This is a genomic window from Mesorhizobium sp. WSM4849 (assembly GCF_055811385.1).
The window spans coordinates 98,229-118,293 of the sequence record NZ_JBVVPW010000002.1 but is presented as its reverse complement, the minus strand read 5'-3'; the positions used below and the strand labels follow the sequence as shown (position 1 = coordinate 118,293).

The window sequence follows — 20,065 nt, the reverse complement described above, 5'->3', positions numbered from 1 at the left end:
TTCACCCGATCCGGGTGATCGCGTAAGGCGTCATCACAAGGTGGCGTCGTTCGAACCCGGAAATATCAACCGTCACGTCGCTCGCCGTCAGGTTCGCTAGCCACATGACCGTCTTGCCCGCGGCAGAACGGGCGGCCAGCGTGAGCACCCGCGTCTCATCGCTCGTCCTCGCCGCCACTTGCCTGAAGCCGGCCAGTTCGCAAAGGCCTTTCACGGCATGGAAAATCGGCCGGGGTTCACCTTCGCCGACGGGGTCCCCGGATTCAGCCAGCACGCCGAACGGTCCGGTGAAGCTGGAAAGCGTGAGCATCTCCAGTCCGGCCGGCGCGACGCGCGCGGCATAGCCGATCGTCCATGCTGCCGCGAACAGGCCGGCATGGCGGGGATCCCGATCGGCCATGGCGATGCGCTGATTGTGCGGGTTGGCCTTGGTCGCTCCGCCATAGGGGTTCTGCCGCATGGCGATCGTCGACGGGCCGATCCGGTAGGGTTTTGGCTCGAAGATCGCCCGCACCGATGCGGTGATGAACGGCAGCGCCTCCAGCGATTGCATGACGCTGAGATCGTCGGCGGCGTGCACGATCGGGCAGGTGCAGTGGGTGACGAAATCGATCAAGTCGGCCGGAACCCGCTTGCGGTTGAGTTCGGTGAAATAGCTGAACATGCCACCGCCGAGGCGGATGTCAGGGAAGGCCCGCCGCGCCGCTGTATAGACATTTTCAAGCGGCGGACATTCAGGCCAGACGCTGCCCGGCGGCGTCGATTGCCGGTCGACCGAAGGTGAAACGGCGATGGCCGAGAGCTTCAGCCCGGCCTGTCGCACCGCGTCGGCGACGCCTGAAAGCTCGGCATCGAGGTCACCCTCACAGGAAACGACGCATTCGAGCGTCGTATTGGCCGGGCAGGCTGCGGCGAGCCGGGCATAGGACTGCAAGGCGTCGAGGCCGTGTCCGCGCGTCGGATCATAGTGGAACATCAGCTGTTGCGGGCCAAGCGCGGACAGTGCCGGCAGGTTCGCAAGCGCGGCATCGACGTCGCCCGGGTAGATGATCACGCCGACGTCCGGCAGTAGCGGTCCGGCTTCGCCGAGCACGACGCGGATAGGTTCGTCGGTTGCTGCGGCAGCCGGCACTTTCCCGTCGCCGGTCACACGCAGACTGATCGTCTGGCGCACAGTCTCGCCGGCAGGCAGCACATAGGGCCATGGCAGCGCAAGCGGCCGGACATAGGTCTTGTAGGAGGCATCCGACCAATTGCGCTGGTCCTCCATCTCGAACGCATCGCCTTCCATCCGGCATTCGGCGATGACGCCGGGCCGGACCTCATGGGTGATCGCCCGCAGATCCTTGAAAGGCTGCCAGGGGTCGATCAGGTCGGGAAGCTTTGTTTCCACCACGCTGCCGTCGGTGTGCTCGACTGTGACAGGGCTGCCGGCCAGGCCGGCGATCGGATGCAGGATGCAGAAGCCGCAGCGATTGGTCTCGAAAGCGCTTTCGGGGAGGGCGCTCACGTCGAAAACCAGCTGGCCGTCAGCGCAACCCTCGATCGTTGCGCGAAAGCCGAGCCGGATTCCCTCCGGTCCGACGCAACTTGCCGAATAGCTGACGGAGAAGCTCTCGGGGCCCTGGTCGATGACTAAATCCGTGAGCGCCGGCTCGTAGGTGCCCCAGTCGCGATCCCGGACGATGTAGGCTATGGCGCGCAGCACTTCGATGCCGCCATGGCGGATGGTGCGCAGATTGCCGTTGACGAAGTCGGCGGTGAGCGCGCCGGCGCGCAGCCCGACCGGCTCGGCCTCGACCGCATGCGTGCCATAGAGGAGGAAGGCGTCGGCGATCATCTCAGCAAAGCGTCGACCTGCACCGGTTCCCGGCTCGCAGCACCCGCATAGGCGGCCTCCACCAGCGCCAAAGTCCTAAGATTGTCCGCTCCCGAGGTTGCCGGCTCGGTCCCGTTCGCCAGGCAGTCGACCCAGTGCTTTTGAATGGCGACGACGCTTTCCTGGATGTTGTGCCATGGGCGCGATGCCCAGGGCAGCAGCGGCGGCGAGACGTCGCTGACCATCGTTCCGTTTCTGCCGGTGACGGTAAGCTGGTAATCTTGTGCAAGCCGGATCGTGCCATCGCTGCCGTCGATCTCGACCAGCGTCTGCGGGAACGGCTCAGTAGCGAGCTTGGTCGCATAGCTGCAATCGACCACAGACGTTGCGCCGCTCTTGTGGTCCATCAGCATGGTAGCGACGTCCTCGCCGGCAATGTTGGGATTAATGCGAGCAGTTCGTGTCGTGATCGTCGCCACGTCGCCCAGCAAAAAGCGGGCAATGTCGAGACTATGGATGCCGAGGTCTTCGATAATGAAACGCTTTCCCGTCGCCAGATAGGGCTGGCCGGAAAACACGTCATAGGCCGAGCGGAACGAGACCCGTCCGAAGAAGGGCGTGCCGATGTCGCCGCTGTCGAGCACGGCACGCACCGCCTGGATCGGCGACTGCCAGCGAAAATTCTCATGCACCATCAACGGCACGCCGGCGTCAGTGCATGCCTTCACCATGGCCTTGGCATCGGCAAGCGACGGCGCGAATGGTTTTTGGCAGATCGCCGGAACGCCGTGCCGTGCTGCCATCTCGACGAGCGAACGGTGGCTCGGCGCGGTGGTGGCGATATCGACGAAATCCAGGCTTTCGCCGGCAAAAAGTGCTGCCGCGTCGGTGTAGCGTCGCGCGATACCGAACTGGTCGCCGACAACCGTGAGCCGTTCCGGGTCACGGTCGCAGACGGCGACGATCGAGACATCGGCGATGTCGCGCCAGGCGTGCATCTGGTTGACGGCAAAGAAGCCGCAGCCGATCAGCGCTCCACGCAGTTCCGCCACCATCAGCCTGCCTTTGCCATCTGCATCAGCGTCACGCGGCTCTGCAGCCGGCGCTGCGCCTGGTCGACGACGACGGCGACGATGATGACGAGGCCCTTGATCACCATCTGCCAGAACGAGCTAACGCCCATCATCACCAGCCCGTCGGAGAGAATGCCGATGACGAAGGCGCCGACGATGGTGCCGCCGATCGTGCCGCGGCCACCCGACATCGAGGTGCCGCCGAGCACCGCCGCTGCGATGGCGTTGAGCTCGAAGCTTTCGCCGGTCGCCGGATGCGAGGCCATCAGCTCGGACGAGATGATCAGGCCGACGATCGCCGCGCAAAAGCCGGAGAACATGTAGACGAACATCTTCACCATGTTGACCCGGACGCCCGAAATCCGCGCCGCCCGTTCGTTGCCGCCGACGGCGAAGATGTGGCGGCCGAGCGGGGTGTATTTGGCCAGATAAGCCGCCCCAAGTGCTACGACGACAAGAATCCATATCGAGACCGGCAGGCCGAGCAGCCGGCCGGCGCCGAGAAAGCCGAATCCTGTCGTGCCCAGATCGGGCCTGCCGACGAGGTTCGGGAAGGTGCGGCCATCGGACGAGAGGAGCGCCAGGCCGCGCGCGACGTAGAGCACGCCGAGCGTGGCGATGAACGGCGCGACATTCAGCCTGGTGATCAGCAATCCATTGACGGCGCCGATCAGTATGCCGACCGCAAGTGTGATCAGTGCGATCTCGAAGACGTTGAAATAGATCGTGTAGCCGATCTGCAGGTCGATGCCGTTGAGCACGAGATAGCCGGCGACCATACCGCACAGGCCGACGATCGAACCAACCGACAGGTCGATGCCTCCGGTGATGATGACGAAGGTCATGCCCATGGCCAGGAAGGCGTTCAGCGCCACGTGCTTCGACATCAGGATCAGATTGGCGGCCGACAGGAAATTCGGCGCTGCGATCGAGAAGAAGATCAGGACGGCGATCAGCGCGATGAACGTCCTCGCCTTCATCAGCGTCAGCAGCACGGAGCCGTTCGAGGCGGAGGCAACAGAAGCCTTGGCCGGGATATCAGTCATGGGCGTGGCTCTCCGTGTGCGGGACCGGCCCGTGACCAAGCGCCGATGCGGCGACGAGTGCCGCCTCCGTCGCCTCGGCGCGATCGAACATGCCGGTCAGTTTTCCATTGCTCATCACCGCGATCCGGTCTGACAGCGCCATCACCTCGTCGAGATCCGAGGTGGCGAAAAGTATGCCCAGTCCGTCGCGGGACAGTTTGCGCATGGTGCGGAAGACGTCGGCCTTGGCGCCGACATCGATGCCGCGGCTTGGTTCGTCCATCAGCAGCACCTTCGGTCCGGTGAGCAGCGCCTTGCCGATCACCACCTTCTGCTGGTTGCCGCCCGACAGCGACGAGACCTCCTGCGCCGGGTCTGCGACCTTGATCGCCAGTTCCCGCACCATCTGCGCCACGGCCTGGTTTTCCCCGGCGCTGCGGATATGGAACAGGCGGACAAACCGCGACAGGCTGGCCAGCGTCAGATTGCTGGCGACCGAGAGGATCGACACCAGACCTTCGCGCTGGCGATCCTCGGGGATCAGCGCCAGCCCGCGCCGGATGCGCCGTGTCGTGTCGCGCTCCTTCACCTTCTTGCCGGCAATGAAGATCGTTCCGGTTGCATGGCCGTGGCGACCCATGATGCAGTCGAACAACTCGCTGCGACCGGCGCCCATCAGCCCGTAAATGCCAAGGATTTCGCCGGCACGCAGCGACAGCGAGACATGATCGACCGCAAGCCCGCCCGTCACGCGCGGCAGGCAGACGTCCTCGGCGCGGAATATCTCTTCGCCCGGAACGTGGCCGTCGGCCTTGGCGAAGTCCTTGGCGTCCGAGCCGATCATCTGCCGCACGATCCATTGCGTGTCGACGTTTTTCATCTTCTCCTGGCCGGTGATGCGGCCGTCGCGCAGTACGGTGATGTAGTCGCCGATGCGGATCAGCTCCTCGAGCCGGTGCGAGATGTAGACGATCGCCACGCCGCGCGCCTTGAGGTCGGCGATCACCTTGAACAGGATCTCGACTTCCGCCGCACTCAGCGCCGAGGTCGGTTCGTCCATGATTAGGATCCGCGCATCGAGCGAAACCGCCTTGGCGATCTCGACCAGCTGCTGCTGGCCGATGCGCAGATCCTCGACCAGCATATCGGGCCGGATGCCGGCTTCCAGGCGCTCGAGAAATTCCGCCGCGCGGCGCTCCTGTTCGCGGCTGTCGATCTTGCGGAACCGGTTGGTGATCTCGCGCGTCGCGAAAATATTCTCGGCGACCGTGAGATTGCCGAACAGGTTCAGCTCCTGGAACACCATGCCGATGCCGCGGCTCACCGCGTCCCCCGACGATGAGAAGGAAACCTCCTCGCCCTCCAGGAGAATGCGGCCGAGCGTCGGCTGTTCGACGCCGGCGATGATCTTCATCAGCGTCGATTTGCCGGCGCCGTTCTCGCCGACCAGCACGTTGACCGCGCCCTTGCGCACCTCGAAATTCGCGCGCTTGACCGCGACGGTGCCCGAGTAAACCTTCGAGACGTCTTCCAGTTTCAGGATGACATCGTGATCGATGGCGGCATTCATGGCTTCGGCCCGATCTCTGCCTCCGCCGGCGTCACCAGCGGCAGGTCCTGGCCGCTGCCCATGGCATAGGCGCCGACAACCCTAACGCTCCGGCCCTCCAGCGCTTCGCGCGGCAGCTTGGAAAGCACTGTCCTGTCGGCATAGATGTTGAACGCCTTGCCGAACTGGGCGAAGTCGATCTGGTTGGTGAAATCGTTGAACTGGATGAAGTCGAGACTGTCGCGCAGCGCGGTGCCACGCATCGCCGGTCCGATCTGCACCCGCGCATCCGCCTTGCCGTCGCCGTCGGCATCGACGTCCATGGTCGCCGCGCGTGACTGTGTATTCGCCGTGACCACCTTGCCTTCGAGGTGAACCGCAAAGGTCCATGGCGAGTTCGCCTGCTTCTTCGGATTGCCATACTTGGCGCCGGCAGCCGCTGGATCGGCTTTCGCCAGGGCATGAACCTCGGGAAACGGTCCGGCCTTCTGCTGGAGATAGGGCATCACCTTGGCAGCCCAGATATCCCCGACCATCTTGTCCGCATTGAAGGCCGGCGCTTTGCCGTCGTTCTCTCCGGATGGTGTCGGCAGGATCTTGCAGGCGGTCAGGCTGATGCCGACGGTAACGGCAAGCATCGGCGCGGCGAGGATCGGCCAGGCAACGGTCGGCCAAGTCAGCTTGTTCAACATGTCGGCTTGCTCGGCATGGCGGTCAGGGGCACCCAGGAAATGGAAGCAAGGGACGAGCCGGAAGCTCGTCCCTTGCTATTGATGTCACGCCGGCTCAGTTGGTCAGCGCGAAGGTTTCCAGCTTGGCGGCATTGTCGCCATTGATCAGGACGCAGTCCATCAGCTGCTTTTCCTCGGCAGGAGACTTCTTGTTCTTGATGAAGTCGTTGGCCTGCTCAACTGCCATCTGCGCCTGCGCATAGGCCGGCTGCAGGACTGTGGCCTTGATGCCGCCTGAAGCGATCGAGTCGCGCACGTCGTTCGATCCGTCGAAGCCGACGACAATGACGTCCTTGCGCCCAGCGGCGGCAAGCGCTGCATAGGCGCCCATCGCCATCGTATCGTTGCCGGAAATCACGCCCTTGATGTCCGGGTTGGCCTGGAGGATCGATTCCATCTTGGAATAGGCCTCGGTCTGGCTCCAGTTGGCCGACTGTTGCGCCACCATCTTCAGGTCCGGATAGTCGTCGATGACATCGTGGTAACCCTTCGAGCGGATGCCGGCATTGGTGTCGGATTCCTTGCCGACCAGCTCGACGAAATTGCCCTTCTCGCCCATCAGCTTGACGAACTCCTGCGCCCCGAGCTGGGCGCCCTGGTAGTTGTTGGAGACGATTTGCGCGACGGCGACGCCGGTGGCGTTGATCTCGCGATCGATCAGGAACGAGGGAACACCCGCATCCTTGGCTTTCTGCACGGCGGCGACGGTGGCGTCGGCGCCGGCATTGTCGAGGATGATCGCCTTTGCGCCGCGGCCGATCGCGGTGTCGATCAGCTCGGACTGCTTGTTGGCGTCGTCGTCATGGACAAGCACCAGTGCTTCGTAGCCGAGTTCCTTGGCCTTGGCTTCCGCGCCGACGGCTTCGGCCTTGAAGAATGGATTGTCGTGCGAGGGCGTGATGATGGCAATGAGATCCGCCGCGTAGGCGGGTGCGGCGGTGCCAAGCGCCAGCATGCCGGCGAAAGCCGCAAGTGTCATTCTGCGAGTGAGTTTCATGATTTCCTCCCGTTTGAAAAAGCCTGTGCCTCCGCGGCCCAGGCTAAAATGCATCCCAGTTCGCCAGGCGGATCGCGTCCGTGTCGCGGATCGGTCATTTGCCGGCTCACCTGGGCGGATCATCCTGTTCGATTCCGTCCCCAGGCTGCCCCTCCACCTGCCATCTACCCAATTTTCAGCCCGGCCTCGGCTGGCCAAAGCCATTCCAACAGCTAAGCCAACTGGTATAATGAGTCAACCACAAATTCAGATGATATGTATCTGATGAGCAGCGAGCGGCTCCTGCATCAAAACCAGCCATCGGAGAGTCATCCACCAAGAGCGATACTTCGTTCCCTGATGCGCCGGCAGCTGGCTAAGCCGGATGACCGCCACCGTAAGGCGTATGATACGCAGGTGAGAGCGTAAGAAGTAAGTAAAGAGGAGACGCTCCTAAGCCTTATTCGGTGCTCAGCGGTACCCGCAGGCTTTGCTAGTATCGCGCTTTGGTTGTGGATTTCTCCCGCGGCCCAGCCTGCGCGCGGGTTTCTTGTGGGTCCGTTCGCGGCAAGGAACGCGTTGCCGGTGAGGTTAAGCTATGAATTTTGTGCAGAGTTCCAGGCCGCCATCCTGCAACCCCGCGCTAAGCTTTGCTGACCGACGGCATTTGGCTTCATTTCGTGGCATGTGCGGCAGGAGCTGCAGCGCCATGTTGTGCCTCATTTCGTTCTGTATCATCCTGCTGCTGGAATCCGCTGCACACGGTCGGCCGAAGGCTGACGACAGACTTGCCCCGCGAGACACGATCGAACTGCACGTTTGGCGATGGACTGCCTTGCGCGATGGCGTTTTGGAGGCGTTGCAGCTCAACCATACTTTCACCATCGACTCGGCTGGCACGCTTGACCTTCCAGTGATCGGGAACATTGCCGCCGCAGGTCTACGTGAGGAGGAGCTGGCAGAGCTGATTTCCGATCGCTTGCAAGCCAGGAGCGGCCGTCAAGAACGGGCGGATACAACCGTCAAACTGATACAAAATCCGCCCTCGGACATCACAGGTTCGGTGGAACACCCGGGCAAACAAAAAGCGCCCGAACCGCCGGCAGACGCAGCCGACGACAGCTCCTCGGCCGTGGCTTCGGAACGCGCCAGTGTCGAGAAGGGCCAGGCCGGGACGCAACCGAGCGTGCGCGGTTCCCACACACGTTGGGAGCCTGCAGCGGAGCAGCAGCAAGCTCTGGAAGGGGAACGGTTGAAAATGAATGAATTGCTGAATGAGCTGTCGGCCGCTCGTATGGAAGTCGCGACAGCTCGCGGGGAAGCACTTGCGGCTCGCCAGACTGCTCGCAACGATGCCGTCCGAGACAATCAGAACCTTGCGACGGCGCGTCAACGGGCTGCCGCCTTGGTGCAGGAACTCGATGCGGTGCGGACTGATCGCGGCGCACTGGAACAGAAGCTCCTTGCGGCGCTGAGGGAAGTCGACGCGCTCAGGAAGAGCGTGCAGCCGGCCCGCGGTGATAATGAGCGCCGCGAATTGGCGGCGGCGCGAGCGGAACTGGGCGCGATGCAGCGCGGCGCACGCGACGCCAGCGCGCAGGCACGTGCGGTAGCCGACATGATGGCTGAACAAGGACAAGCCCTAAAACAGCAGCGGCGAAGAGCCGAAGAGCTCGCGCTCGATCTGGAAGTGGCGCAACGCGAAGTCAAAGGCTTAAAGGCCAAAGCCATTCTCGCGGATCACGAGAAGGCCGCCATGCTTGAAGCGCGTCACTCTATGGAGGCCAATCTGGCTGAGGCGCAGCGAGCGCTTGATGAGGAGAGGCACAAGGCTGAGCGCTTCGAACGCGAACTCAGCGCGGCGCGCCAAACTATCGACGCTCTTAAGACAAGCGCAAATCTGGCTGTGGTCGCGCAGACCAACGCCATCAAGGACCGACAGGTGGCCGAGGCGGCTTTAAAGCGAGCTGGCGACGCACTCGAACTGGAACGCGAACGGGCAGATTCAGCCGCACGTGATCTCGACAGGGCTCGCCGGGAACGCGACGCGGCAAAGCAGGAAGCGAGCCGCGTCTCGATAGAGCTGAGCGTAGCGTTGGAGCAAGAACGCAACAAGGCCATCGGTCTAGCCCGCGACCTCAGCGCCGCGCGCAAGGCAATTGACCTCAGCAAGGCCCAGGGTGAGCGTCGCACTGAGCGTATGAACCGCGCTCCGAAAGCACGTGCCACCGCAACTTCACGTGCAGATGTGTCTGCACGCTCGGGGGCACAACCAGCCCGTCAACCGGGGTTGCGGGAAAACCGCAAAGTGAAGGTCAAAAGGCCATCGCGACCTGTCCTGGTGGCGACCATCGCGCTTCCCGACGCATTGCTCCCGACGCGACCGCCGAAGCTCGGCTCTCGCTAGCGAGGGCTGATGGCGGAGGGCATTTCCGTGGGCCGAAATACATGCCGCAGGAGGAATATGGTAATGAATAAATACGTCGCAGCCGCATTGACAATCGCGATCGCAATTGGCCCTGCCTCGGCTCTTGACGCGGGGCTTGGCGGTAAACTTGGCGGTGTCGGGGTCAGTGCTGGTGTGAGCGTCGGCTCGAAAGGCGCCTCTGTGGCGGGCGGCGCGAGCGTCGACGGAGTAGGGGGAGCAAGCCTTGGCGGATCGCTCGGCGCGGGCAAAGGATCGCTCGGTGCCGGACTTGGCGTCAGCGGCAACCTCGGCGGCGCAAGCGGCGGCCTATCCACAGGTGTCGGTGTTGGCGACCGTTCGTCCGGATCGGCCGCGGGCTCTGGGCAAGTCGCGAGCGGCAGCGCCGGCATCACGCCTGCCGCCGCCAAGGCCAAGGCCGCGAGACAATTCGCCGTACTGCCGCGCGCGCTCAGGCCTTCCGGAACTGGTCGTGACGCATTGACGCCAATCACCAATGGCTATCCGTTGGTATTTGTGGCGCCACTGAAAGCGAAACCCGGTATCCCACAAGCTGTGGTGCGCGCCTGCCGCACGGCGATCGCGTCGGCTGCGACGCCCCTTGGTGCCGTACGTGTTTACGCGGTAAGCGCAGGTCCGTTGCAGCAACGTCGGGGCGCACTCATGGCGCGGATCGAGGTGCGCATACACTACGCAAGACAAGGCGGCATCGAGGTTCGGCAGGCGCGAGTCGGCTGTCGCCTCGATGCGGCGGGCAGGGTCACCGCGGTGACATAGGACGCGCCTGTCACGCAAAGGGTAGCACGAGAAATACAGTCAGGATTGGCCAGCATTGCATGAGATTGCCCCTCCTCGATGCCGGGCCACAACCGCATTGTTGAGGGAGCAAATCAATCAATGAAAAGCCGCCCGGGGCGGACGGCTCAAAATGCTTCCATGATTTTCAGTCACTTCCGCCTCAGGTAATGCGCTGGATGCTGGCCGCGATCTCCTCAGGCTCGAAGACCCGCTTCCAGTCGTCGCGCATCAGCACTGGCTTGCCGAACTCGATGGCCTTGTTGCAGGCGTCGGAGAACACGCCCTTGGTCTCGCCGAAGATGACGGCGCCGAGCACGTTCATGTGGCCAAGCAGGAAGTCGAGCGCGGCCTGCTGGTCGACGCCGCGGGCGACGACCTCGTCGGCCGCTTCCTTCATGACGACGAGCAGGGAGGCGCAGACGGTCTCCGAAAGGCCCGGTTCGAGCAGCGCCATCTGGTCGACGGTGACGCGATGCGACCGCATGACCGGAGCCCAGATGATCTTGGCTATCGCTTCGCCCTTGGCAAAGTCTTCTTCGGGTCCCTGCATCAGTGCGCTGACCATATGCTGCTTGGCCTTGACGCCGCCGAAATAGTCCTTCTTGGCCGCCATATCGGTTTCGTCGTTGAAAATCGGCGGGTGGCAGGGATGAGTGACGAAATAGGTCAGGTCCGGCCGTTTCGGCAAATGGCCGGCGAAAGGTGCCGCGGCGTCGAGCACGACGACCATCGTGCCGGAAGCAAGCTTGCCCTCGATGCTGGCCGCAACCTTGCCGATATGGGTGTCCGGAACCGCCAGGATCACCACCTCGGCGCCGTTCAGGGCTTCATCTGCGCTGACCGCGTCGATGCCCAGCCCCGTCTTCAGCCGCTCGCAGCCGGCGTCGCTGACCTCGACATGGCGTATCGTGTAGGGAGAGCCGCGAAAATTGGTCGACAGGCGGTAACCCATTTTGCCGCCGGCACCAAACAGCGCAATCGTTGTCATCTAGCCGTACTCCTGATCTCGAACGATGGCCCTGCCGATCGTCACCTTAGTAACTGGTATAATCACACTACCATGGCTTGGCAATCCGATTTGGGACGAACGAGTTCAAGAGAGCCAATGCCATTGGCGCAGTCCCGCGCCGTTGGCTGCGCCACTTGGTGGCGGCCTTGTCGGGATCATGAGGTGGATCGACATCGAAATGCCCGAGTCTTGTAGACGCAGATCTTTTCATAGCCCGCGAGGGCGGGTCTTTCAGGGTCCGGCGAGACCGGCAGTCTTGACGTTTAGGCGGTGGTCCGCTGCCAACCGTTTCAGCAGTATCCGCGGGACAGGATCATCAGCGTCCGGGAAACATCGCCTTCAAACCTTCGCGCGAGGCCTTGGCGACGCCGCGTTCCGTGATCAACCCGGTGACCAGCCGTGCCGGCGTCACGTCGAAGGCCGGGTTCGCCGCGGGCGTCGTCTCCGGCGAGATGCGGACCTGCGCGATCTCGCCATTCGCGGTCTTGCCCCAGACCAGTGAGACCTCGTCGCTGGAACGCTGTTCGATCGGGATTTCGGCAAGCCCGTCACCCACCGTCCAATCGATGGTCGGCGAGGGCAGCGCGACATAGAACGGCACGTCGTTGTCGGCCGCGGCCAGCGCCTTCAGATAGGTGCCGATCTTGTTGCAGACATCACCGTCAGCGGTGGTGCGGTCGGTCCCGACAACGACCATGTCGATCTGGCCGCGCTGCATCAGATGGCCGCCGGCATTGTCGACGATCAGCGTATGCGGCACGCCATGGCCGGCCATCTCCCATGCGGTCAGCTGAGCGCCCTGGTTGCGCGGGCGGGTTTCGTCGACATAGACGTGAACGGGAATGCCGGCTTCCGTTGCCAGATAAATCGGCGCCGTGGCGGTGCCGTAGTCGACGGTGGCCAGCCAGCCGGCGTTGCAGTGGGTCAGGATGTTGACCGGTTCGCCCGGCTGCTTGCGCGCCGCGATTTCCTTGATGATTTCAAGGCCGTTGGCGCCGATGGCGCGGTTGAGGCCGACATCCTCGTCGGCGATTTCGCCGGCGCGCCGGTAGGCAGCCTCGGCGCGTTGTCCAGATGGAAGCGGCCGTAGGAAATTGCGCATCTCATCGAGCGCCCAGCGCAGATTGATCGCTGTCGGGCGCGTTTCGTGCAAGACCTCCCAGACGCCGTCGAGCGCTGCATCGGAAGGATCGTCGGCCATTTGCATTGCGACGCCATAGGCTGATGTGACGCCGATCAGCGGCGCGCCGCGCACCCACATGTCGCGGATCGCCGTGGCGATGCCGGCAACGGTGCCGACTTTTTCCACGCGGAAATCATGCGGCAGCCAGCGCTGGTCGATGATCTCCACCGAACGCCCGTCGTCGCTCAGCCAGATGGTGCGATAGTGGCGGTCGCCGACGTTCAAATTCTGTTCTCCTGCTCGATCAGCGCGGCCAGCGTGTTGACCTCGTCGATGCTGTGAATCTGGCGCCGGTTGACGGCGATGTGGCGGCCGAATTTCAGCGCCTTTGCCTCACATGTGGCGCGCAGATCCTCGTCGGCAATGGTCTCGAAATCGGCGTTGTGCGCGAGGCCCAGAATGCGCCGGTGCACCTCGACGCCGGCAAAGCCCAGCATGTCGGTCCAGACCTGATGCAGCATGTGGTCGAGCGCCTGTTCGGCGCCAAGCCTGTCGCCCTGATCCTCGAACAGGCTCTTCTGGTAGAGCATGCCCGTGCGCTCGGTTCGCCACAGATGCGAGAACTCGGTGCGGAAGACCGACCATGTGTCGACCGCCACATCGAGCAGATAGGCGCGCATGGTGTCGCGCCTTCCATTCTGCTCGTGGCCACGCTGCGAGAAGAACGCCATCCAGAAATTGGCGAGCAGCATGCCGACGTCGAAGGCGATCGGGCCGTAGAAGGCGAATTCGGGATCGATCATCCGCGTTTCTGTCTCGGTGACCATGATCGAGCCGGAATGCAGGTCGCCATGCAGCAGCGTCTCCGCATTGGCCGCAAAAATGTGCTTCAGCCGCTGCGCCTCGACCTTGAGATCGCGGTCCGCGCGCAACTCTGCGACGATGCTGTCGAGCTGCGGGCTCGTATGCCGGTTCATCTTGGCGTCGAAATACGGGTCCGAGAACACCAGGTTCTCGGTGATGTCGCAGAGCTCGACATTGTCGGCGAACAGCGCCAGATCGGCTTTACGATCCTTGGTCGCCATATGCAGGTCGGAGCCGCGAAACAGGGTGCGAGCCATGAACAGGCCGATGTCTCTGGCGATGTTCGGCAGTTGCCGGCCCTCGATCAGCGCGCGCCGCAGGATGATGTGCGGCGACAGATATTCCATGATGATCAGCGCCTGGCTCTCATCGAAGTGATGGATCGCAGGCACCGAACCTGGCGCTCTCGCCTCCTGCCGCGTCAGCGCGTGATACTCGAAGAAGGAGCGCTTCAACGGCAGCGGCCAGCTGTCGCCGACCAGGCGGACATAGGGCAGGGCCTGCTTGACGACGGCCGCACCCGTGGCGCCCTCGACGATGAAGACCAGGTTCAGATTGCCGTCGCCGACCTCGCGGACCTTCCAGCGGATTGTATCTTTGCCGATATGCGAACACAGGGCATCGTTGGCGCCGAGACGTGCTGCCAGGGTGTCGACCGACAGTGCTTCGAACGGCAATTTCCCAGTCATCCTCACCCTCCCGCTGATGTGCTCCCATCATAGTGGAGCCAAGGCGGTTGGTCCAAGCTAGGAAGCTCTCTGGCAATTGTCAATCGTGTTGACAATTGCCGGGGCAGCCCCTAGCGTCATGGTCAGGGAGGAACGAATGGGCAATAATGCCGTGTTCCGCGTGCACGGCCTGAGGAAGTCCTTTGGCCATATCGAGGTGCTTGGCGGCGTCTCGCTCGATTTGCATGCTGGTGAAGTGACCGTGCTGATGGGCGCCAACGGCGCCGGCAAATCCACCCTGGTCAAAATCATCAGCGGCGTCTACGAGCGCGGCGGCGGCACGATGAGCCTTGCCGGCCACGACTTCGCGCCCCAAGACTTCGCGCCCCACGATTTCGCGCCGAATACGCCGGCGGAGGCGATACGCGCCGGTGTCGTCACCGTTCATCAAAACATCAATGATGGTGTCGTAGCCGACCTCGACGTCGCCACCAATTTGACGCTCGACAGGCTGAGCGGCAGCGGCGCGCCGACCCTGTTCAATCCGGGCCGGGTGCGTCGCGAGGCAAAGGCGGTTGCCGACCGCATGGGGCTGGCCATCGACCTGAGAGCCCGGATCAGCGATCTCTCGCTGGCCGACCGCCAGATGGTGGCAATAGCCCGCGCCATGGCGCATCAGCCGAAAGTGCTGATCCTCGATGAGCCGACGTCCTCTCTGTCCAGCGCCGAGGCCGACCGGCTTTTCGCGCTGCTCGACAGGCTTCGCGAGCACGGCGTCGCAATCCTCTACATCTCGCACCGCATGTCGGACATCAGGCGGCTTGCCGACCGGATCGTCTCGATGCGCGACGGCGTCATCTCAGGCGTTTTCGACCGAAAGCCGCTCGACTATGAAGGCGCGGTCAGCGCCATGCTCGGCCGCAAGATCCACCTCGACCGGATCGTCGCCAGGAATTCGGCCAGGCCTGTCCTGACGATCGACGGGTTGCGCATTGCGCAAGGCGCCAGGCCGATCTCGCTGACGCTCGGCGACGGCGAAGTCGTTGCCATCACCGGCCTCGTCGGCGTCGGCAAGACCGCGCTCGCCGAGACGCTGTTTGGCGTGCGCAAGCCGCTGTCCGGCGCCATGATGCTGAACGGCAAACCCTATGCACCGGGTTCGACAGGCGAGGCGATCGCCGCCGGCGTGTTTCTCGTCGCCAAGGACCGGGGCGAAAACGGGATCGTCGGCGACTTCAACATCCAGGAAAATATCAGCCTGCCGTTCCACAGGCGGATGTCGCGTCTGGGCGTTCTCAAGCGCCGCATCGAGCGCGCCACCGCCCGCCGGCAGATCCAAGAGCTGGGCATCGTCTGCCGCTCGGAGAAGGACGAAATGTCTGCCCTTTCCGGCGGCAACCAGCAGAAGGTGATGGTCGCCCGCTGGATTTCGCAGGCCGCAAAACTGTTCATCCTGGACGAGCCGTTTCAGGGCGTCGACATTTCGGCCAGGCGCGATATCGCGGCCAAGCTGCGGGCGAGCGCGAACGGCCGTGCGACGCTGCTGTTCGTCACCGAACTCGACGAAGCGCTGGAGACCGCCGACCGCATCCTGGTGATGTCGGAGCAGACAATCGTTGGCGAACATCGCAATGCCGACATCGACCTCGAGCGCCTGCTGGCCGAAGTGGCGGGCGGGCCGTTGCACAGCGCAGCGTAAAGGGCGGGCAGATCATGGGACCTGGAATGGAGAGGGCATGAGTTCGGGTTGGGTAAGGATGGCAGCGGCGCGCGACCATGCCATCCGCTATGGCTTCATCGTTCTGCTGTTCGGGTTGATTGCCTATTTCGCCGTCGCCGCCGATGGCTTCGTCTCGCCGCAGAGCGCCATCTTCATCTTTCAGTCCGTCGCCATCACCGGCGTGCTGGCGCTCGGCATCACCGCCACCCTGGTCGTCGGCGGCTTCGACCTGTCGATCGGCTCCGTCGCCACCAGCGCCATGATGGCGGCCGCCTATGTCATGGTGGTGCTGGAGCAGAACGCTGTCGTCGCGGTTGTCGCCTGTCTCGCGATCGGCGTCATCGTCGGGCTCATCAATGGCTGGCTGATCGTCTATATGCGTGTACCGGACCTTCTGGCGACGCTCGGCATGATGTTCCTGCTCGTCGGCTTGCAGCGAATCCCGACCGAGGGCCGCTCGATCGCCACCGGCATGACGATGCCTGATGGCTCGGTCGCCAACGGCACGTTCGGCGCTGGCTTTCTGGCGCTTGGCCGCCACCGCTTCGATTTCTTCATCCCCAACCTCATCCCGGTTTCGGTGGTCGTCCTGCTCGTGCTTGCGGTGCTGATCTGGTTCTTTCTCGAATACACCCGTTTCGGCCGTATGATGTATGCGGTCGGCAGCAACGAACGGGCTGCCGAGCTCGCCGGCGCGCCTGTCAAGGCATACAAAATCTGGGCCTACGTTATTTCAGGGGTTTTTGCCTCGATCGGCGGCATTTTGCTCGCTGCCCGGCTTGGACGCGGTGACATCGCCTCGGGTAATAATCTCCTGCTCGATGCTGTAGCGGCGGCGCTCATCGGCTACGCGGTCCTCGGCGCTGCCAAGCCGAACGCCTTCGGCACGGCCGTCGGTGCGGTGTTTGTCGGCGTGCTGCTGCAGGGCCTGACGATGATGAACGCGCCCTACTACACGCAGGATTTCATCAAGGGCTTGGTTCTCGTGGTTGCCCTTGTCTTCACCTTCGCCCTTTCCGGCAAGGGCAAGAGATAGGATTTCGACAGATAGGATTTCGACCGGCTGAAATTTGAGTTCAACAAGTGGAGGAAACAACATGAAGATCACAAGAAGACTTTTGGGGAAGGCAGCGCTTGGGCTTGCCGGCGCCGCGCTGCTGATGCAGGTCCCGGCGATGGCGCAGGACAAGCCGGCGCCGTTCGACAAACCCGGCGCCGTCAAGATCGCGCTGGTCCGCTATCTCTCGACCGGTGACTTCTTCCAGGCCTACCTTTCCGGCGTCGAAGCGCAGGCCAAGGCGCTTGGCGTTGATCTGCGCGTCCTCGATAGCCGTCAGGACGCCGCCCTTCAGGCAGACATGGTCGACCAGGCCATCGCGCTCGGCGTTCAGGGCATCATCATCCAGCACGGCTTGACGGAATCGATGAAGGAAGCCGCCCAGCGCGCGGTCGACGCCGGCATCAAGGTCGTCGCCTTCGACGTCAATGTCGAAAACCCCAAGATACCGCAGATCGAGCAGTCCGACCGCGACCTCGCGCGCCTCGCGCTCGAACAGGCGGTCAAGGACAATGGCGAGAGCTGGAAGGCCGGCTACGTCTATGTCGCCGGCATCGCGCCGCTCGACCGCCGCAACGAGACCTGGATCGACTTCAAGAAGAAATATGCGGGCATCAACGAGGCTGCGATGTTCGGCACGCTCGACAATCCGATCGCCAATTCCGTCGCCAACCAGGCCCGCTCGGTGCTGTCGGCCAACCCCGACATCAAGGTGATGTTCGCGCCCTATGATGAATTCGCCAAGGGCGTGAAGATCGCCGTCGACGAGGCCGGTCTGTCCCAGGACATCAAGATCTATTCGGCCGACATCTCGACCTCCGACATCGCCGCAATGCGCGAGCCCGACAGCGCTTGGGCGGCAACCGCCGCCACCAATCCGGCTGTCGTCGGCCAGGTTTCGGTGCGCGCGCTGGCGCAGCTTTTGGCCGGCGAAGACCCCGGCCACAACGTCATCGTGCCGCCGACGCTGATCACCCAGAAGGACCTGATCGACAAGGACATCAAGAACATGGAAGACCTCTCGGCCAAGCTGCCGCAGTTCGCCCATGCCGATGTCGCGATGCCGGCCTGGATGCCGAACCCGAACGCGAAATAACTCTTTATCGCAGGCAAAAGAAAAGAGCGGCTTTCGGCCGCTCTTTTAGCGTCTGGACTGTTCTTGAGCCTACCTCAGCGCCGCCGCGATGTTGCCGCCATCCACCGTCGTCACATCCGCGGTGGTCCGCTCGGCCAGCGCCTGATGCAGGAAGGCCTGGGCGACGTCTTCGGCCGTCACTTCCTGGCCGAGCAGGTTGCCCGCCATGTATTCCTTTTCCGACACGCCGCGCGCGCCCGAGCGGCTTGCGATCATGGCGTCGGTCAAAAGCCCGGAACGGATGCGATCGGCGTTGACGGCATTCGAGCGGATGCCGTGGGCGCCATAGTCGAGGGCATACTGCCTGGACAGGAACAGCGTCGCCGCCTTTGGGATGCCATAGGCGCCGAACTTCGGACCGGGATTGATTGCCTGCTTGGAGGTGTTGAAAAGGAGCACGCCGCCGGTACTCTGTTCGAGCATGATCCGCACCGCGTTCTGCGCCGCCGACTGGTGGGCGAAGAAATTGAGCTCGAAGCTCTTGCGCAAAGTGGCGTCGTCGAGCTCACCGATCCTGCCCTCCCAGGCCGCACCGGCATTCGAGACCAGGATATCGAGGCCGCCGTAGACGGCGACCGCCTTGTCGAACGCAGCGCGCATCTGCGCCGGATCGGTGATGTCGGCGCCGATGCCGATCGAACTGTTGCCGGCCTTTTTTGCTGCCTCGGCAGCCCTTGCCGCGTCGAGATCGACGACGACCGCATGGGCGCCGTTGTCGGCGAACAGCTTTGCGGTGGCGGCACCGATTGCGCCGGCGCCGCCGGTGACCAGCACAACCTGGCCGGTCAGCGGCTTCGGCTTATTGGAGGCGAGCTTGGCCTGTTCCAGCGACCAGTATTCAAGCGGGAACAGGTCGGCTTTGGACAGTGGACGGAAGTCGCCGACCGCTTCGGCGCCGCGCACCGCCTCGATCCACATTTCGCCGACGTCGGAGGCGATCTTCGCGTCCTTCAGTGTGCGGCCATGGCCGAACATGCCGAGGCCCGGCACCAGCGTCAGCCGCGGCATCTGGTCAAGCATCGTGCGCTTCACATCGTCGAGCGCGTCGTTGGTTTCGAAGTAGGCGCGATAGTTGTTGGCGAATTTTTCGACATGTTGGCGGATGACGGATTTGTAGTCGCCGATCTTGTCCGCGTCGGGCGCTGGCAGCGCCATCGGTCCGGTCTTGATGCGGATCGACAGGTCGGGTGTCGACACACCGCGCCCGGCATAGTCGGCGATCTTTGCCGAATTGATGAAATCGACGATCGCCTCCGAGGTGCGGAAATCGCTAATCATGCGATCGAAGCGGCCTTCGCCGCGTGCCACCGCCACGCCGCCGCGCAGCAGCGGCGCGATATCCGCAGGCTTCGCCAGCCTGGCCGGCAAGGCGGCTTTTTCGGTGCGCGGCTTGCCGTGGCTGGCGATGAAATCCTCGGCGACGTTCACATAATGGATCATCCGGTCGTAAGCCTGTTTGGCGTCGTCGCCAAAGGTGAAAATGCCATGCTTGTCGAGAATCAGGCCTTCGACCGTCGGGTCGGCGTCGAAGACATCGGCCGCCGCCTTCGCCAGGTCAAAGCCTGGCATGATGTAAGGCACGAACCCCATCTTGCTGCCGAAGACCTTCTTGCTCAGCGCCTCGCTGTCGTCCTGGTCGACGACGGCCAGAACGGCGGTTGAATGGGTATGGTCGACAAATTTGTGCGGCAGGAAGGCGTGCAGCAGCGTCTCGACCGAAGGGTTCGGCGAAGACGGATCGATGAGGTTCACCCGTTGCAGGGCGACCATATCCTCGTCGGAGAGTTTTTTGAGCGATCGCGCCTTCAGCAGCGCGCCGAGCTTGACCGCCGGCAGGCCCTGCGGCTCGATGACTCCCATGTCCCAGCCGCTGCCCTTGACGCAAAGCACGTCCCATTCGTCGCCGACGAGATCGGTGGCCTTTGTCTTGCAGGAGGTGTTGCCGCCGCCATGCAGGACAAGCCGCGGTTCGCCGCCTAGAAGCCTGGTCGTATAGACGCGCAGCGCCAGGTCGCGGGCCACACCCTTTTTTGCATAGTCGGCAACCAGATTCTCCGCGTCGCCGTCATTCCACAGGTTCTTCATGTTCGCTT

At 63.3% G+C, this 20,065-nt stretch carries 15 protein-coding genes; 5 read left to right on the top strand and 10 right to left on the bottom strand.

Annotated elements, in window-relative coordinates; translation table 11 throughout:
- Position 1: 1 nt before the first annotated feature.
- From apnL to AC0L3L_RS02375, 6 genes are all read right to left on the bottom strand, one after another.
- Positions 2-1,840: a D-apionate lactonase gene (gene apnL, locus AC0L3L_RS02400; RefSeq protein ID WP_473636410.1), complete on the bottom strand. Its 1,839-nt coding sequence runs from the start codon at positions 1,838-1,840 to the stop codon at positions 2-4.
- A complete protein-coding gene (locus AC0L3L_RS02395; protein ID WP_473636561.1) occupies positions 1,837-2,871 on the bottom strand; it encodes a Gfo/Idh/MocA family protein in 1,035 nt (344 codons plus the stop codon). Before AC0L3L_RS02395 ends, apnL begins: the two co-directional genes overlap by 4 nt.
- A 2-nt stretch (positions 2,872-2,873) precedes the next feature.
- Positions 2,874-3,938, bottom strand: coding sequence for an ABC transporter permease (locus AC0L3L_RS02390; protein ID WP_473527419.1), 1,065 nt, complete (start codon positions 3,936-3,938; stop codon positions 2,874-2,876).
- Positions 3,931-5,487 (bottom strand): sugar ABC transporter ATP-binding protein, encoded by a 1,557-nt coding sequence (locus AC0L3L_RS02385; RefSeq protein ID WP_473527418.1) that lies wholly within the window; start codon positions 5,485-5,487, stop codon positions 3,931-3,933. Before AC0L3L_RS02385 ends, AC0L3L_RS02390 begins: the two co-directional genes overlap by 8 nt.
- On the bottom strand, positions 5,484-6,158 hold the full coding sequence (locus tag AC0L3L_RS02380) for a DUF2291 family protein (RefSeq protein WP_473636409.1): 675 nt from the start codon (positions 6,156-6,158) through the stop codon (positions 5,484-5,486). The genes AC0L3L_RS02385 and AC0L3L_RS02380 overlap by 4 nt, the downstream gene beginning before the upstream one ends.
- Before the next feature lie 94 nt (positions 6,159-6,252).
- Positions 6,253-7,194: a D-ribose ABC transporter substrate-binding protein gene (locus AC0L3L_RS02375; protein ID WP_095483864.1), complete on the bottom strand. Its 942-nt coding sequence runs from the start codon at positions 7,192-7,194 to the stop codon at positions 6,253-6,255.
- Positions 7,195-7,882: 688 nt separating this feature from the next.
- On the opposite strand from AC0L3L_RS02375, the gene AC0L3L_RS02370 reads away from it, so the two are divergent.
- Both AC0L3L_RS02370 and AC0L3L_RS02365 read left to right on the top strand, forming a co-directional pair.
- Positions 7,883-9,580 carry a polysaccharide biosynthesis/export family protein gene (locus tag AC0L3L_RS02370; RefSeq protein ID WP_473636408.1) on the top strand — a complete coding sequence of 566 codons (1,698 nt, stop codon included), beginning with the start codon at positions 7,883-7,885 and terminating at the stop codon, positions 9,578-9,580.
- A 63-nt stretch (positions 9,581-9,643) separates the two neighbouring features.
- A complete protein-coding gene (locus AC0L3L_RS02365; protein ID WP_473636407.1) occupies positions 9,644-10,375 on the top strand; it encodes a hypothetical protein in 732 nt (243 codons plus the stop codon).
- A gap of 181 nt (positions 10,376-10,556) precedes the next feature.
- On the opposite strand, the gene AC0L3L_RS02360 is transcribed toward AC0L3L_RS02365, so the two are convergent.
- The 3 genes from AC0L3L_RS02360 to mtnK form a co-directional block, all read right to left on the bottom strand.
- Positions 10,557-11,384, bottom strand: a complete 828-nt coding sequence (locus tag AC0L3L_RS02360; RefSeq protein ID WP_473636406.1) for a phosphogluconate dehydrogenase C-terminal domain-containing protein — start codon at positions 11,382-11,384, stop codon at positions 10,557-10,559.
- A 337-nt stretch (positions 11,385-11,721) separates the two neighbouring features.
- A complete protein-coding gene (mtnA, locus tag AC0L3L_RS02355) occupies positions 11,722-12,813 on the bottom strand; it encodes an S-methyl-5-thioribose-1-phosphate isomerase (RefSeq protein WP_473636405.1) in 1,092 nt (363 codons plus the stop codon).
- On the bottom strand, positions 12,810-14,081 hold the full coding sequence (gene mtnK / locus AC0L3L_RS02350) for an S-methyl-5-thioribose kinase (RefSeq protein ID WP_473636404.1): 1,272 nt from the start codon (positions 14,079-14,081) through the stop codon (positions 12,810-12,812). The genes mtnA and mtnK overlap by 4 nt, the downstream gene beginning before the upstream one ends.
- 136 nt (positions 14,082-14,217) lie before the next feature.
- On the opposite strand from mtnK, the gene AC0L3L_RS02345 reads away from it, so the two are divergent.
- The 3 genes from AC0L3L_RS02345 to AC0L3L_RS02335 all read left to right on the top strand — a co-directional run bounded on the left by AC0L3L_RS02345 (position 14,218) and on the right by AC0L3L_RS02335 (position 17,933).
- Positions 14,218-15,759 (top strand): sugar ABC transporter ATP-binding protein, encoded by a 1,542-nt coding sequence (locus AC0L3L_RS02345; protein ID WP_473636403.1) that lies wholly within the window; start codon positions 14,218-14,220, stop codon positions 15,757-15,759.
- Positions 15,760-15,796: 37 nt separating this feature from the next.
- Positions 15,797-16,816 (top strand): ABC transporter permease, encoded by a 1,020-nt coding sequence (locus tag AC0L3L_RS02340; RefSeq protein ID WP_473636402.1) that lies wholly within the window; start codon positions 15,797-15,799, stop codon positions 16,814-16,816.
- A gap of 61 nt (positions 16,817-16,877) precedes the next feature.
- Positions 16,878-17,933, top strand: a complete 1,056-nt coding sequence (locus tag AC0L3L_RS02335) for a substrate-binding domain-containing protein (protein WP_473636401.1) — start codon at positions 16,878-16,880, stop codon at positions 17,931-17,933.
- Positions 17,934-18,002: 69 nt separating this feature from the next.
- Here the strand turns inward: AC0L3L_RS02335 and AC0L3L_RS02330 are convergent, their stop codons facing one another.
- Positions 18,003-20,057 (bottom strand): bifunctional aldolase/short-chain dehydrogenase, encoded by a 2,055-nt coding sequence (locus AC0L3L_RS02330; RefSeq protein WP_473636400.1) that lies wholly within the window; start codon positions 20,055-20,057, stop codon positions 18,003-18,005.
- Between the last annotated feature and the right edge of the window lie 8 nt (positions 20,058-20,065).

Excerpts from the sequence above, each read along its gene's own strand:
- AC0L3L_RS02380 (WP_473636409.1), bottom strand. The coding sequence starts at position 6,158 with ATGTTGAACAAGCTGACTTGGCCGACCGTTGCCTGGCCGATCCTCGCC.
- AC0L3L_RS02345 (WP_473636403.1), top strand. The coding sequence starts at position 14,218 with ATGGGCAATAATGCCGTGTTCCGCGTGCACGGCCTGAGGAAGTCCTTT.
- AC0L3L_RS02385 (WP_473527418.1), bottom strand. The coding sequence starts at position 5,487 with ATGAATGCCGCCATCGATCACGATGTCATCCTGAAACTGGAAGACGTC.
- AC0L3L_RS02365 (WP_473636407.1), top strand. The coding sequence starts at position 9,644 with ATGAATAAATACGTCGCAGCCGCATTGACAATCGCGATCGCAATTGGC.
- AC0L3L_RS02330 (WP_473636400.1), bottom strand. The coding sequence starts at position 20,057 with ATGAAGAACCTGTGGAATGACGGCGACGCGGAGAATCTGGTTGCCGAC.
- AC0L3L_RS02375 (WP_095483864.1), bottom strand. The coding sequence starts at position 7,194 with ATGAAACTCACTCGCAGAATGACACTTGCGGCTTTCGCCGGCATGCTG.
- AC0L3L_RS02335 (WP_473636401.1), top strand. The coding sequence starts at position 16,878 with ATGAAGATCACAAGAAGACTTTTGGGGAAGGCAGCGCTTGGGCTTGCC.
- mtnK (WP_473636404.1), bottom strand. The coding sequence starts at position 14,081 with ATGACTGGGAAATTGCCGTTCGAAGCACTGTCGGTCGACACCCTGGCA.
- AC0L3L_RS02370 (WP_473636408.1), top strand. The coding sequence starts at position 7,883 with ATGTTGTGCCTCATTTCGTTCTGTATCATCCTGCTGCTGGAATCCGCT.
- AC0L3L_RS02360 (WP_473636406.1), bottom strand. The coding sequence starts at position 11,384 with ATGACAACGATTGCGCTGTTTGGTGCCGGCGGCAAAATGGGTTACCGC.
- AC0L3L_RS02390 (WP_473527419.1), bottom strand. The coding sequence starts at position 3,938 with ATGACTGATATCCCGGCCAAGGCTTCTGTTGCCTCCGCCTCGAACGGC.
- AC0L3L_RS02340 (WP_473636402.1), top strand. The coding sequence starts at position 15,797 with ATGAGTTCGGGTTGGGTAAGGATGGCAGCGGCGCGCGACCATGCCATC.
- apnL (WP_473636410.1), bottom strand. The coding sequence starts at position 1,840 with ATGATCGCCGACGCCTTCCTCCTCTATGGCACGCATGCGGTCGAGGCC.